The sequence below is a fragment of the Rahnella sp. GSA61A genome, from assembly GCF_019969905.1.
Lineage (GTDB): Bacteria > Pseudomonadota > Gammaproteobacteria > Enterobacterales > Enterobacteriaceae > Rahnella > Rahnella aceris.
Genome location: NZ_JAHXYO010000003.1, coordinates 356,084 through 370,841 on the forward strand (window position 1 = coordinate 356,084; position 14,758 = coordinate 370,841).

12 protein-coding genes are annotated in these 14,758 nt (G+C 54.9%); 8 read left to right on the forward strand and 4 right to left on the reverse strand.

Annotated elements, in window-relative coordinates; translation table 11 throughout:
* Window positions 1-129: 129 nt before the first annotated feature.
* Window positions 130-1,242 (reverse strand): iron-sulfur cluster carrier protein ApbC, encoded by a 1,113-nt coding sequence (gene apbC, locus LC431_RS05970; RefSeq protein ID WP_013575063.1) that lies wholly within the window; start codon window positions 1,240-1,242, stop codon window positions 130-132.
* Here apbC and metG point away from each other — a divergent pair.
* Entirely contained in the window at window positions 1,236-3,425 is a 2,190-nt protein-coding gene (metG, locus tag LC431_RS05975; protein ID WP_255611161.1) for a methionine--tRNA ligase, read from the forward strand. The genes apbC and metG overlap by 7 nt on opposite strands.
* A 193-nt stretch (window positions 3,426-3,618) precedes the next feature.
* On the opposite strand, the gene LC431_RS05980 is transcribed toward metG, so the two are convergent.
* Window positions 3,619-3,891 (reverse strand): DUF1127 domain-containing protein, encoded by a 273-nt coding sequence (locus LC431_RS05980; RefSeq protein ID WP_013575061.1) that lies wholly within the window; start codon window positions 3,889-3,891, stop codon window positions 3,619-3,621.
* A gap of 168 nt (window positions 3,892-4,059) precedes the next feature.
* Between LC431_RS05980 and LC431_RS05985 the strand changes: the two genes are divergently transcribed.
* Together LC431_RS05985 and LC431_RS05990 are read left to right on the forward strand one after the other, a co-directional pair.
* A complete protein-coding gene (locus LC431_RS05985; RefSeq protein WP_013575060.1) occupies window positions 4,060-5,478 on the forward strand; it encodes a PLP-dependent aminotransferase family protein in 1,419 nt (472 codons plus the stop codon).
* A 25-nt stretch (window positions 5,479-5,503) separates the two neighbouring features.
* On the forward strand, window positions 5,504-6,394 hold the full coding sequence (locus LC431_RS05990) for a LysR substrate-binding domain-containing protein (RefSeq protein ID WP_015689689.1): 891 nt from the start codon (window positions 5,504-5,506) through the stop codon (window positions 6,392-6,394).
* A 119-nt stretch (window positions 6,395-6,513) separates the two neighbouring features.
* On the opposite strand, the gene LC431_RS05995 is transcribed toward LC431_RS05990, so the two are convergent.
* Window positions 6,514-6,795, reverse strand: a complete 282-nt coding sequence (locus LC431_RS05995; RefSeq protein WP_013575058.1) for a hypothetical protein — start codon at window positions 6,793-6,795, stop codon at window positions 6,514-6,516.
* Between the two features lie 219 nt (window positions 6,796-7,014).
* Between LC431_RS05995 and LC431_RS06000 the strand changes: the two genes are divergently transcribed.
* The 5 genes from LC431_RS06000 to LC431_RS06020 are packed head-to-tail and all read left to right on the forward strand — an operon-like array spanning window position 7,015 to window position 14,048.
* Window positions 7,015-8,598, forward strand: a complete 1,584-nt coding sequence (locus LC431_RS06000; protein WP_112151814.1) for an ABC transporter substrate-binding protein — start codon at window positions 7,015-7,017, stop codon at window positions 8,596-8,598.
* Window positions 8,598-9,545: an ABC transporter permease gene (locus tag LC431_RS06005; RefSeq protein ID WP_013575056.1), complete on the forward strand. Its 948-nt coding sequence runs from the start codon at window positions 8,598-8,600 to the stop codon at window positions 9,543-9,545. Before LC431_RS06000 ends, LC431_RS06005 begins: the two co-directional genes overlap by 1 nt.
* 11 nt (window positions 9,546-9,556) lie before the next feature.
* Window positions 9,557-10,384 carry an ABC transporter permease gene (locus LC431_RS06010; RefSeq protein WP_013575055.1) on the forward strand — a complete coding sequence of 276 codons (828 nt, stop codon included), beginning with the start codon at window positions 9,557-9,559 and terminating at the stop codon, window positions 10,382-10,384.
* Window positions 10,381-12,024 carry an ABC transporter ATP-binding protein gene (locus LC431_RS06015; protein ID WP_223509474.1) on the forward strand — a complete coding sequence of 548 codons (1,644 nt, stop codon included), beginning with the start codon at window positions 10,381-10,383 and terminating at the stop codon, window positions 12,022-12,024. Before LC431_RS06010 ends, LC431_RS06015 begins: the two co-directional genes overlap by 4 nt.
* Entirely contained in the window at window positions 12,021-14,048 is a 2,028-nt protein-coding gene (locus LC431_RS06020; RefSeq protein ID WP_112198091.1) for a CocE/NonD family hydrolase, read from the forward strand. Before LC431_RS06015 ends, LC431_RS06020 begins: the two co-directional genes overlap by 4 nt.
* 178 nt (window positions 14,049-14,226) lie before the next feature.
* On the opposite strand, the gene LC431_RS06025 is transcribed toward LC431_RS06020, so the two are convergent.
* The gene (locus LC431_RS06025; protein ID WP_013575052.1) at window positions 14,227-14,673 is read right to left on the reverse strand and encodes a helix-turn-helix domain-containing protein; all 447 of its coding nucleotides are present in this window, start codon (window positions 14,671-14,673) and stop codon (window positions 14,227-14,229) included.
* Window positions 14,674-14,758: the final 85 nt, after the last annotated feature.

The window sequence follows — 14,758 nt, forward strand, 5'->3', positions numbered from 1 at the left end:
TTGGAAGTTGGAAGGCAAGCACAGATATATGCTTTGAACGCGCCAATTATAAGTACAACACACTGCCCGATGCCAGCGTTAAGGCTGTGTAATCGCTGACATCAGGTAATAATTCACAGAGTTGGGGGATTAAACGGCTCTGAAGGCAATTTCTGTCGGGATGGCATCGCCTTTCCAGAACAGTTGTGACGCAATTTTTGCCGCCAGCTCACGGTAAATTGCCGTGAATTCACTTTCAGGATTGGAAACAACTGTTGGCTCACCACGATCTAAATCTTCACGCAACGAAATATGCAGCGGCAATTGCGCCAGTAAATCACAGCGGTATTTCTCAGCCAGGCGTTGTGCGCCACCGGTACCGAAAATCGGTTCGTGATGCCCGCAGTTGCTGCACACATGCATACTCATGTTCTCTACAATCCCCAGAACCGGCACATGCACTTTTTCAAACATCACGATGCCTTTCATTGCATCGAGCAGCGCAATATCCTGCGGCGTTGTGACCACTAAGGCGGCGGTAACCGGGATGTTTTGCGACAACGTCAGCTGAATATCACCCGTACCCGGCGGCAGATCGATGACCAGATAATCCAGATCCGGCCAAAGCGTATCCTGAAGCATCTGCATCAGCGCTTTACTGGCCATCGGCCCGCGCCACACCATGGCATTTTCATCCGTCACCAGATAGCCAATCGAGTTGGTCGCCAGGCCGTGTGCCATAATCGGCGACATGTGCACGCCGTCCGGCGAGGTCGGGCGTTCTTCCTCAGTGCCCAGCATATTCGGTACTGACGGGCCGTAAATATCGGCGTCCAGAATACCGACTTTGGCACCTTCTGCTGCCAGCGCCAGCGCCAGGTTCACCGCCGTGGTCGATTTCCCTACCCCGCCTTTACCCGAACTGACCGCCAGAATATTGCGCACACCTTTGATACCCGGCTGATCGTTTGCCCGTTTGATGGTGGCAATATCGTGGCGCAGATTCCACTGAATGGCCGAAGCACCGGTCACCCGCAACAATTCGCTGCTGGTTTGTTCTTTTAATACATCAAAACCACTGTTCCAGGCGAACGGCAGGGTCAGATCAATATGTAAAACGTCATCCATTAACACGCAGTGATGCAACGCTTTCATCGCGGGCAAATCTTTTTGCAGTGTGGAATGGCGGAAGGTGGCCAGTACGCCGGTCACGAGTGCGCGCAGCCCTGCGGGTGTGGTCTGCTGTGGGGATTGAGATGTCATCCCGGCTCCTTGAAAGGGGGTTATCAGACTATTTATCTATCCATAAGCATAACAGAACACACGTAAGGAGATCCCCCGTTTGTTTACGCGGGGCGGCGCTTTCGGTTAACATCAATGCCCCTGATTTCAACTACAGAAAGCAAGCTCTTACTATGGCTCAAGTCGCGAAAAAAATTTTGGTAACCTGTGCACTTCCGTACGCCAACGGATCCATCCATCTCGGTCACATGCTCGAGCACATCCAGGCTGACGTCTGGGTCCGTTACCAGCGAATGCGCGGCAATGAAGTGCATTTCATCTGTGCGGACGATGCACACGGCACCCCGATCATGCTGAAAGCGCAGCAGCTCGGTATCAGGCCGGAAGAGATGATTGCCGAAATGAGCCAGGAGCATCAGAAAGATTTCGCCGGCTTCGGCATCAGCTACGACAACTATCACTCCACGCACAGCGACGAAAACCGTGAGCTGTCTGCGCTGATTTATGGTCGTCTGAAAGAAAACGGTTTTATCAAAAACCGCACCATTTCGCAGTTGTACGATCCTGAGAAAGGCATGTTCCTGCCAGACCGTTTCGTTAAAGGCACCTGCCCGAAATGTAAATCACCGGATCAGTACGGCGATAACTGTGAAGTGTGTGGCGCAACCTACAGCCCGACGGAACTGATTGACCCGAAATCTGTAGTCTCCGGTGCGACGCCGGTGTTGCGTGATTCCGAGCACTACTTCTTTGACTTACCTGAATTCAGCGCGATGTTGCAGGCGTGGACCCGTTCGGGCGCGTTGCAGGAACAAGTGGCAAACAAAATGCAGGAGTGGTTCGAGCATGGTCTGCAACAGTGGGATATCTCACGCGATGCGCCATACTTCGGCTTTGAAATTCCTGATGCGCCGGGCAAATATTTCTACGTCTGGCTGGACGCGCCAATCGGCTACATGGGTTCATTCAAAAACCTGTGCGACCGCCGCAGTGACCTGAATTTTGACGAGTTCTGGAAAAAAGATTCCACCACCGAGCTGTATCACTTTATCGGTAAAGACATCGTTTATTTCCACAGCCTGTTCTGGCCTGCCATGCTGGAAGGCAGCGGTTTCCGCAAGCCGACCAACCTGTTTGTGCACGGTTATGTCACCGTCAACGGCGCAAAAATGTCCAAGTCGCGTGGCACGTTTATCAAAGCCAGCACTTATCTGAACCATCTGGATGCGGACTGCCTGCGTTATTACTACACCGCGAAACTGTCTTCACGCATCGACGATATCGACCTGAATCTGGAAGATTTCGTGCAGCGCGTTAACGCTGATATCGTGAACAAAGTGGTTAACCTGGCCTCACGTAATGCCGGTTTCATCGCCAAACGTTTTGACGGCAAACTGGCTGACACGCTGGCCGATGAAACGCTGTACAAAACCTTCACCGATGCCGCTGAAAGCATTGCTCAGGCGTATGACAGCCGTGAATCAGGCCGTGCAATCCGCGAAATCATGGCGCTGGCTGACCTGGCAAACCGTTATGTCGATGAACAGGCGCCGTGGGTTGTCGCAAAACAGGAAGGCCGTGATGCCGACCTGCAGGCCATCTGCTCAATGGGCATCAACCTGTTCCGCGTACTGATGACCTATCTGAAGCCGGTTCTGCCTTCACTGTCAGAGCGCACAGAAGCCTTCCTGAATACCACACTGGACTGGGACGCGATTGCCCAACCATTGTTGTCGCATCAGGTAAATCCGTTCAAAGCGCTGTTTAACCGTATCGAACTGGATAAAGTCACCGCGATGGTTGATGCCTCGAAAGAAGACATCGCAGCCGCCAAAGTACCGGCAACCGGTCCGCTGGCCGATGACCCGATTCAGGAAACCATCACGTTTGATGATTTCGCCAAAGTGGATATGCGTATTGCCCTGATCAAGAGCGCTGATTTTGTGGAAGGTTCAGACAAACTGCTTCGTTTGCAACTGGATCTGGGCGGTGAAACCCGTCAGATTTTCTCCGGTATCCGCTCTGCGTATCCTGATCCGAAAGCACTGGAAGGCCGTCTGACCATCATGGTCGCTAACCTCGCACCGCGTAAAATGCGCTTCGGCATCTCTGAAGGGATGGTGATGGCGGCGGGCCCAGGCGGAAAAGACATCTTCCTGCTCAGCCCGGATTCCGGCGCACAGCCGGGTATGCAGGTGAAGTAAGAAAGCTTTGAGTGACGAAAAAGCCCGATAATTTGATCGGGCTTTTTTTTATACCTGAATAAAGCCAATACCCTATAGCTTTCGGGTGCCAGGAAGGCGGCAAGTGAGAAAGTCCCCGGTCACTTACATCAGTAAGTGACCGGGGCGCATGAGCGCAGCCAACGCATCTGGCGCACGAAAGATGACGGGTATTTCATTTAGGCCAGTTCGGCCAAATGGCTTTCGGATACTCTCTGTCGATATCCGATTTCGCCAGCCCGATATCTTTCAATTGATCAGCACTCAGCGAATGCAAAATCTTGCGGCTGACGCGGCGCTCATTCCAGCCATGCACGATAGCAAACAACTGTTTTATCCATCCGCTCTTTTTTTGCGGCATCTGTACTGCCCTATCCGCCCCCAAGATATCAGCACAAGCGCGTGTCTCACATCCGGCAAACTGCCGTTCTTCAATGATATTTTTCATATTCTGCTCCCGTTGACGACCTGACATCAGGATCTTACAAACAGTAAAAACATTACAGATTCAGTTTTTTTATATTTCGACCATACAGATCTGGATCTGATGACAGATTCAGCGTTAGATTGTGTCCATCTGTACTGCTTTCTTTGCGCAGGCGTTGAGGAAAAGATAATGAATCGTTACGAAAATCTGGCAAATGTCTTGAGTGATCGTATTGAGCAGGGGCTGTATCCGGCGGGTATCCGGCTGCCTTCGGTGCGGGTGTTAAGCAGTGAACATGGCGTCAGCGTCAGCACGGTTCAGCAGGCCTACCGCGTGCTGGAAGAAAAACAGCTGGTGGAGGCACGACCAAAATCAGGCTACTTTGTCAAAGATGCACGCTTGCAGGCAGCGCTTCCGGCAGTTTGCCGCCCGACGCAACGTCCGGTGGATATTTCCCAGTGGGATCAGGTACTCGAACTGATTACGTCCCCGCACCGTCCCGGCGTGGTGCAGCTCGGGCGTGGCTCGCCGGATGTTACGGCTGCCACGCTCAGGCCCCTCAGCCGCCTGATGGGGCGCGCCGGCCAGCATCAGAATCTCAACGCGTTTCATTACGACAGCATTTACGGCTCAGAAGAATTACGCGAACAGATCGCCCGTCTGATGATTGACAGCGGCAGCCATATGGATGCCAGCAATATTCTGATCACCACCGGTTGTCATGAAGCGCTGTCTATCGCCATCCGTTCGGTCTGCGAACACGGCGATATCGTGGCGGTGGATTCGCCGAGTTTTCACGGGGCGATGCAAACCCTGAAAGGTTTTGGCATGAAAGCGCTGGAAATCCCGACCGATCCGGTGACCGGGATCAGCCTCGAAGCGCTGGAAATGGCACTGGAACAGTGGCCGGTCAAAGCCATACAGCTGACGCCCAACTGCAATAATCCGCTCGGTTACAACATGCCTGATGACCGTAAGAAAAGCCTGCTGCGTCTGGCGCAACGCTACGATATCGCCATTATCGAAGACGATGTTTATGGTGAACTGGCGTATCAGTATCCGCGCCCTGCCACCATTACCTCTTTCGATGAAGATGGCCGCGTATTGCTGTGCAGTTCGTTTTCCAAAACACTGGCGCCCGGTTTACGTGTCGGCTGGATCGCGCCGGGTCGCTATCACGACCGTGCGCTGCACATGAAATACATCACCACCGGCGCCTCGGCTACGCTGCCACAAATCGCTATCGCGGATTTCATCAAACAGGGGCATTATCTGCAGCACATGCGCCGGATACGTAACCAGTACCAGCGCAATCTGTGCACCATGACTGACTGGGTGATGAAATATTTTCCGTGCGGCTCCCGGGTTAGCCGCCCTCAGGGCGGTTTTTTGCTGTGGATCGAACTTGATGAACGCGTGGATACGCAGCGGCTGAACCGGCTGCTCGAAGAGCATTTAGTGCAAATTGCCATCGGTTCGATATTCTCTGCTTCTGGCAAATACCGCAATTGCCTGCGCATCAATTATGCACAGCCCCTGACAGCAAAAACTGAACGCGCCATCCAGCAGGTGGGCCTGACGATTTCTCAGATGCTGGAAAACTGCTAAACGTCCATCCGGAGACACTTTTACCGTGCAGATAGAACCGTTACCGCCACTGAACACGCTGGTGGCTTTTGAATGCGTGGCGCGTTATTGCAGTTTTTCCCGGGCAGCCGACGAGCTGAATCTTACCCAAAGCGCCATCAGCCGCCAGATCATTCAACTGGAGGAAATGCTCGGTTGTAAGCTTTTCCAGCGCGCCCAGCGTAAAACGACCCTGACGCCGCGCGGTGAAACCTATGCGCAACAAGTGCGTAAATTACTGGGCGATATTTCGCAATCCACGGCGGAAGTCATGGGCTGGAACGGTTTGCCGCAGGTCACGCTGGCCTGCACCAGCGCCATGAGCGGCCTGTGGCTTTCGTCGCGTCTTTCCTCGTTGCGCCAGTTGCTGCCCGACCTGCAAATCCGCATGAAGATTTCCGACAGCTTTTCAGATCTCAAGTCATCAGAATTTGATCTGGCTATCTTCTATCTGCGCGAGCCACCGCCCGGTTATCACGTACAGGCGCTGTTTGACGAAGTCTGTTATCCGATGTGCTCGCCGGCATTCCTCAGCCGTATGCCACCTGACGCCAGCGCCGCCGATTTACTTGAACAGACATTGCTTATTCAGGATGACCCGCAACGCGAATGGACCGGCTGGCGCGACTGGTTTGCGTCGCAGGACGTCAGCTTCGTCACGCCGCGCAGAACATGGCGGGCCAACAACTATCCGTTTCTGGTGCAGTCGGCGGTGCTGGGAGATGGGATTTTGCTGGGCTGGGAAGGACTGGTGCAGGATTACATCAATAACGGCCAACTGGTCGCCGCACATCCCGGCAAACTGGCTGCCGCCGGAAAATGCTACATGCTGACGCCGCAGGACCGGTTCCTCAAACCTGTGGTGCATAAAGTCATTAACTGGTTAAAACAGCCGTAAAGTGAATGAATTTGCCAGGCCGGATATCCGGTCTGGCAATGAATATTCAGCAGGATTGACGAGATCATGTTCACAGTGATTTATGAAAAATAATAATAATCCGACGTCATAATAAAATATTATGAATTGACATCGGCTGGCGGTATTTTGTTTTTCTCCAGATATCTGCGTTTTCTCGCAGAATTCATACCAATTAATGTGAATAACAGCCAGCATGACTGCGAAATACAGGATGCAAGGTTGAAATCATGACTTAACGAATACAGGCCAAACACGCCGCCGATTATATTAAGATAGGCGTAACTGTTAGCATCAACCGCTAGCCTGCGCATTTGAACCAGCGCATAAGCCAGAAGATAGCAAAACACGCCAATTAAACCGACAACCGTATGCAGTTCCACCGGTCACTTCCCTTTCCAGACGTTGATAGCTGAGAAAAATAAAGCTTTTCAGGGTGTTCTGCCGCGCATTTTTCGCATACCCTCATGATAAATTCTCATGCAAGTTCAACAGGGGGTTTTGATATAAATCATCAAGGCAATCCATTGCGCCAATTTAGAAACACCCGGGGTATTTCGCCTGCACCTATAAAATTCCAGCACGTACTATGGAGATAATTAATGAAAGATAATAATTCCCCTTTGACGAAATTAATGCAGGATGCACAAATTAGCCGTCGCGGCTTTATTACCAGCGTTTCCGCTGTGGGTATTACCAGTGCTATGGGCTTTTCACCGTTCTCTGCTTTTGCTGCTGAGCCGAAAAAAGGCGGCATATTAAAACTGGGTATGTCAGGGGGAAATACCAGTGATACGCTGGACCCGACATTATTCAGCGACTGGGTGCCATTAAATCAGGCATATATGCTGATGAACGGCCTGATTGAAATTGATGAAAATAACAAAGCCACACCTGAATTGTTCTCCGCCTGGGAAGCCAAACCCGGTGCCACCGAGTGGGTGTTTACCGTTCGTGATGGCGTCACCTTCCATAATGGTAAAAAACTGGATGCAGATGACATTCTCTACTCCATCAACCTGCATCGCGGCGACAAATCCAAAAGCGCCATCAAAACTCAACTGGCCCCGATTACCGGTCTGACCAAACAGGGCGACAACCAGATCCTGATCACGCTTGAAAGTGGCAACGCCGACCTGCCGTATCTGCTGGCGGATTACCATCTGGTGGTGGTACCCAACGGCTTTACCGACTGGTCGCATCCGATCGGTACCGGCGGTTTTATCTTTGATCAGTACGAACCGGGCGTGCGATCGCTGTTCAAACGCAACCCGAACTACTGGAAGCCGGATCGCGCCTTTGTTGATGCCGTGGAAGTGCTGGTCATCAACGACCCGACCGCCCGCACCAATGCCCTGATTTCCGGCCAGGTTCACGCGATTAACCGTGTCGATTTCAAAACCGTCGATTTCCTTAAACGCAGCCCGGCACTGAACATTGTGCGTTCATCCGGCGGTCAGCATTTCACCTTCCTGATGGATTGCAGCGTCGCACCGTACAACAACAACGATGTGCGCATGGCAATTAAACACGGCATCGACCGTCAGAAAATCCTCGATACCGTCCTGCGCGGCTACGGTTCGCTGGGCAACGACCATCCGATCCCGAAGACAGACCGCTTCTTCAATCACAGCCTGGAACAGCGCGTTTACGATCCGGACAAATCGAAGTTCTACCTGAAAAAAGCCGGTCTGACGGATCTCAACATCGAACTGTCCTCCTCTGACGCCGCTTTTGCCGGTGCGCTCGACGCCGCCGCCCTGTTCCAGGGGCAAGCACAAAAAGGCGGCATTCAGGTCAACATCAAACGCCAGCCCGCCGACAGCTACTGGGACGATGTATGGATGAAAGCCCCGTTCAGCATGGGTTACTGGGGCGGACGTCCGACGGCTGACCAGATGTTCTCCACCGCGTATCAGTCGACTGCCAAATGGAACGACACCCACTGGAAAGATGAGAAGTTTGATGCCCTGCTGTTGCAGGCCCGTTCCCTGCTTGATGAAGGCAAACGCGCTGAAATCTATGGTGAACTGCAAAGTATCGTGCGCGACGACGGCGGTGCAATGATCCCGCTGTTTGGCGATTATCTTGATGCAGCCAGCAAAAAAGTCGGCGGTATCAGGCCACATCCGATGTTCAACTTCATGGGTGGTCGTCTGGCCGAGCGCGTCTGGCTGGAGGCATGATGAAAAAACGGATTTTACAGCGGATCCTGTTAGGCATTATCACGCTGTGGCTGGTTTCTGTGCTGATTTTTATCGGCACGGAAATGCTGCCCGGCGACGTCGCGACGGCCATTTTAGGCCAGAGCGCCACGCCTGAAACCGTTGCCGCGTTGCGCCTGCAACTCGGGCTGGATGAACCGTCTGTGCTGCGCTATCTGCACTGGCTGGCGGGTATTATGCACGGCGACTTAGGGCATTCGCTGGCGAACGGTCGCGCCATCAGCGACGAACTGCTGCCGCGTCTGGCGAACACGTTGTTCCTCGCCGGGTATGCCGCGGTGATCGCTATTCCGCTGGCTGTCGGTTTGGGGATCGCATCAGCCATCTGGCGCGGTTCCGTTTTTGACCGGCTGGCAAATACCCTGACGCTCATCAGCATTTCGGTGCCGGAGTTTTTTGTCGGCTACATTCTGGTGATCGCCTTCGCCATTCGTCTGACCTGGTTCCCGAGTCTGGCAATGGTCGACAGCAGTTCGTCGTTCATCGACCGCCTTTACGTCTGCACCCTGCCGATGCTCACCCTGACGCTGGTGGTGCTGGCACACATGCTGCGCATGACGCGCGCCTCAGTCACTGCGGTGATGGCCAGCCCATATATTGAAAGCGCGGTGCTTAAAGGCATTCCGCGCTGGCGCATCGTGGTCGCGCACGCGCTGCCAAACGCCCTTGCACCGATCATCAACGTGGTGGCATTCAATCTGGCCTATCTGGTGGTCGGTGTGATCCTGGTGGAAGTGGTGTTTGTCTATCCGGGTATCGGGCAATACATGGTGGATGCGGTAACCAAGCGCGACCTGCCGGTGGTTCAGGCCTGTGGCCTGCTGTTTGGCGGCACTTACATTTTCCTCAACACCACCGCCGACTTACTGGCGATCTGGTGCAATCCACGCCTGCGCCATGCGCGCTAAAAGGGGGACACATGAACCGATATTTCATTAACATCCCGCTGTCGGCCTGGATAGGGATTGTGATTATTGCGGTGAACCTGCTGGCAGCTATTTTTGCGCCATGGCTCGCCCCGCACAGCGAAACCGAACAGGTCGGCGACATCTGGCTGCTGCCTTCCGCCGCCACGCCGTTTGGTACTGACAGTCTCGGGCGCGACATGCTTTCCCGCATTCTGTTTGGCGCACGCACCACCATTGCCATCGCGCTGACCATCACTTTCAGTTCTTTTATCATCGGCATTATCACCGGCTTTACGGCGGCAATTTACGGCAAATGGGTGGATGTGGTGCTGTCACGTATCGTCGATACCGTGATGTCGATTCCGGTGCTGATTTTCGCGCTGATCGTATTGTCGGTGATGGGCACGTCCATTCCCGTACTGGTGCTGACCATCGCCCTGCTCGACGCCACCCGCGTGTTCCGTCTGGCACGGCTGGTGGCGCAGGCGATTGTTTGTCAGGAATACGTGGAAGCAGCGCGTCTGCGAGGTGAAGGGTTACGCTGGGTGCTGTTCAAAGAAATTCTGCCCAACGCCCTGCCACCGCTGCTGGCTGAGTTTGGCATGCGCTTCTGCTTTACCTTCCTGTTTATTGCGGGCTTAAGTTTCTTAGGTCTCGGCATTCAGCCGCCATATGCCGACTGGGGCAGCATGGTGCGCGACAATGCGCAGGCGATTAACTTTGGTCAGTTCGCGCCGTTATATCCGGCAGCAGCGATTGCCCTGCTGACGATTGGCGTCAATCTGGTGGTCGACTGGCTGCTGGCGCGGAATAGTCTGCCGCATGGAGATGAAGCATGACACGCACAATTTTAGAAATGCGCGGGCTGCGCATCGAAACCCTCGACGGTTCGCCGCTGGTGCAGGATATTTCCCTGAAACTGGCGGCGGGTGAAGTGCTCGGTCTGATTGGTGAATCCGGGGCGGGGAAATCCACTATTGGTCTGGCAGCGTTAGGCTATGCGCGTCAGGGCTGCCGCATTGCCGGTGGCGAAGTTTTCCTGGATGGCACCGATATCGTTTCTCAGCCTTCCAGCGTAAAGCGCGAATGGCGCGGCAGGCGCGTGGCGTATGTGGCGCAAAGCGCGGCGGCGTCATTTAATCCGGCGCTGACCATCGAAAAACAGGTCTGCGAAGGCCCGATCCGCCACGGTCTGATGAACAAAGAAGAAAGCCGCCAGTGGGCAATTTCACTGTTCCGCTCACTGGATTTGCCGGATCCGGAAAACATCGGCAAACGCTATCCGCATCAGTTTTCCGGCGGCCAGCTTCAGCGCGCAATGGCCGCGATGGCGATGTCCTGTAAACCTGATTTGCTGATCATGGATGAACCGACCACCGCGCTGGACGTCACCACGCAAATTGAAGTGCTGGTGATGCTGCGCAAACTGGTGCGTGAATTCAACACCGCCGCGCTGTATATCACCCACGATCTGGCCGTTGTCGCACAACTTGCCGACCGCATTATGGTGCTGCGCCACGGCAAAGAGGTGGAAACCGGCAGTACGCAAACCATTCTGGAAAACCCGCAGCAGGAATATACGCGGCGTCTGGTGGCAGAGCGTGAACACGCACTAACACCGCTGGCCGATGGTCATGAATCTGCCGGTCAGCCGCTGCTGACCCTGCGAAAACTGAGCACCGGCTACAATGGTAAACGGGTGGTACACGACGTCAGCCTGCAACTGCCGCGTGGCAAAACGCTGGCGATTATCGGCGAATCCGGCAGCGGCAAAAGTACGCTGGCGCGGGCGCTGGTCGGATTGCTACCCGACACCGAAGGTACGGTGGATTTCGACGGCATTGCGCTTTCGCATAATTTTCACCAGCGCAATAAAGAAACGCTGCGCCGTATGCAGATGATTTATCAGTTGCCTGACGTGGCGCTGAATCCGCGTCAGACGCTGCTGGATATCATTGGCCGTCCTCTGACCTTCTACTTTGGGATGAACAAAAAACAGGTGCGCGAGCGCGTGGAAGAGTTACTCCGCCTGACTGAACTGCCGCTTAAACTGATCGACCGTCGTCCCGGCGAGCTTTCCGGCGGGCAGAAGCAGCGCGTCTGTATCGCCCGCGCACTGGCCGCACAGCCGGAACTGATTATCTGCGATGAAGCCACGTCGGCGCTCGATCCGCTGGTAGCGGAAGAAGTGTTGAATCTGCTGCGCCGCTTACAGCAACAGCTCGGGCTGTCGTATCTGTTTATCACGCATGATCTGGGCACGGTAAAACGGATCGCCCATCAGGTGGCGGTGATGTATCAGGGTCAGGTGGTCGCCAGCGGCGATACCGACGTGGTCTTCAGCGCGCCAATGCACAGCTACACTGAAAAACTGCTGACCTCCGTACCGGAAATGCGCACCAGCTGGCTGGACGAGGTTCTCGCCCTGCGCGGCACGGCGCTTCCTGCGGCAGCCATTTCTTCGACAGGAGTCTTATGAGCACCAAACGCATCGTGACTGAATTCCCTCACGCCGTCACCGTGACTGAACATCTGTGGATCCCGCTGAGTGACGGCACACGTCTCGCTGCCCGCCTGTGGCTGCCGGATGACGCTGAACACCAGCCGGTTCCGGCCATTCTCGAATACATTCCTTACCGCAAACGCGACGGCACCCGCACCCGCGACGAACCGATGCACGGCTTTTTCGCCGGAAACGGCTACGCAGTCGTACGTGTGGATATGCGCGGCAGCGGCGAATCCGACGGACTGCTGGCGGATGAATATCTGTTGCAGGAACAGGACGATGCGCTGGAAGTCATTGAGTGGATCACCGAACAACGCTGGTGCAGCGGCAACGTCGGCATGATGGGGAAATCCTGGGGCGGCTTTAACAGCCTGCAGGTCGCCGCCCGCCGCCCTGCCGCCCTGAAAGCCATCATCACCGTGTGTTCAACTGACGACCGTTACCGCGACGATATTCACTACAAAGGCGGCTGCCTGCTTAATGACAATCTCTGGTGGGGCGGCATCATGCTGGCGTACCAGAGCCGACCTTCCGACCCCGCACTGGTCGGTGAAAGGTGGTACAAAGACTGGCTGAACCGTCTGGAAAACATGCCATTCTTCCCGGCATTGTGGATGGAACATCCGCTGCGCGACGCATACTGGCAGCATGGTTCGGTGTGCGAAGACTGGTCCGCCATTCAGTGTCCGGTGATGGCCATCGGCGGCTGGGCGGATGCCTACAGCAATGCAGTGTTCCGCCTGATGGACAATCTGAAAGTGCCACGCCGCGCCATTCTCGGCCCGTGGGCGCATATCTATCCGCAGGACGGCACGCCGGAACCGGCGATCGGTTTCCTGCAGGAAGCCGTGCGCTGGTGGGATCACTGGCTGAAAGGCGAAGACAACGGCGCGATGGCAGGCCCGATGATCCAGACCTGGTTGCAGGACAGCCAGCCGCCCTCGGCGATGCGTCCGGTCAGCCGTGGTGAATGGGTGGGATTTGATCGCGGCACCGCCAGCAATATCAATCACATCCCGCGCTGGCTCACGCGAGGCCAGCTCAATACTCAGCCGGATGTTGACGCAGGCGTTATCAATATCTGTTCACCGCAGAATCACGGTCTGATGGCCGGTGAATGGATGGGGGCCGGTGTGCCCGGCGAAATGCCGCCGGATCAGCGTGTCGATGACGGCATGGCAGAAATCTTTGATGGCGAACCGCTGGCCGAGCCGCTGACCATTTTTGGCTTCCCGGAATTTAGCGTCGAACTGAGCAGCGATAAACCGGCTGCGATGTTGTACGTCCGGCTTTCTGACGTTGCACCGGACGGTTCGGTAAACCGTGTCACGCACGGCTGGCTGAATCTGTCGCATCTGCACGGCCATGATCAATCTGTGCCGCTTATCCCCGGTCAGAAAGTCAAAGTTCCGGTACAACTGGATGGTATCGCGCACCGCTTTGCCACCGGTCACCGGATGCGACTCTCGCTGGCGACCACCTTCTGGCCGATGATCTGGCCGATGGCGGAGGTCGCCACGTTGACGCTGGATTTGCACAGTGCGCAGCTCAGCCTGCCGGTGTGCGAACAGCCGGTATCCATCGACGGCCCGATTGCTGAGCCACAAAGCGCGCCTCTGACACCGCAAACTGTGCTATCGCCGGGGCGCGTGGATCGCAACATCACTTACGATTTCCTCACCGACAGCTGGACCAGCGTGACCAACGGCGTGGGTGGCGTTTTCGGTGAAGGCGTTTACCGCTTCGATGATATCGACACGACGGTCGATCACAATCTGCGGCGCGAGCTGACGGTCAGTAACAGTGATCCGTTATCCGCGCGCTATCTGCTGACGCAGACTATGAAGATGGGACGTGAAGGCTGGTGGATGGAAGCAGAAATCACCCTCGAACTACGCAGCGACCTGACGCACTTTATCGTCAGCGGCGATATGGTGGTCAGCCTGAACGGCGAAGAGGAATTCACGAAATACTGGCACGAGAGGATTGCGCGGTAATGTTTTTTTGCTCCCATAAGCCGTGATTTTGCCTTGCTCCTCCCCCTGCGAAGGGGGAGGCCGGGAGGGGGTTTTAAGGGCTGACACCTCGTTTAAGTAAACTTCAACTTATTGATTTAACTTTAATACCCCACCCCAACCCCCCCTTCGCAGGGGAGGGAGTCGACCGAATTCTCGATCAAGATTCAGGAATAATCGCCTTTATATCCCGGCTTTCCAGCACCCGCCCGTCCTGCGCATGGATTTCCAGCTTACGCAGCGGCTGGCGATTTTCGATATCTACCAGTTGCGTGCAGGCTTCGCCGGCTTCAAACAGATATTCACTTCCCCACTGCCCCAGCGCAACCAGCACCGGTTGCAGCGCCAGCCCTTTTTCCGTCAGCACGTAATCCTGATACGCCGAACCATCTGCCGCCGGTTCAATCTTCATAATGCCTTCGGCAACCAGCGCTTTCAGGCGGGAGCTGAGAATGTTCTTCGCCGCCCCCAGACTGCGCTGAAATTCACTGAATCGTGAGAGGCCGTACATCGCATCGCGGACAATCAGCAACGTCCACCAGTCACCGATGAGATCCAGCGCGCGGCCAGCCGGACAAGGCGTGTTTTCCAGACGGGTTCGTTTCATGGCACTTCCTGCTCAATGCGGTTTAAAAAATCTGGTTGCATTATAAAACCACCAGTGCTAAAAATCACCTGGTTTTATTATTAAA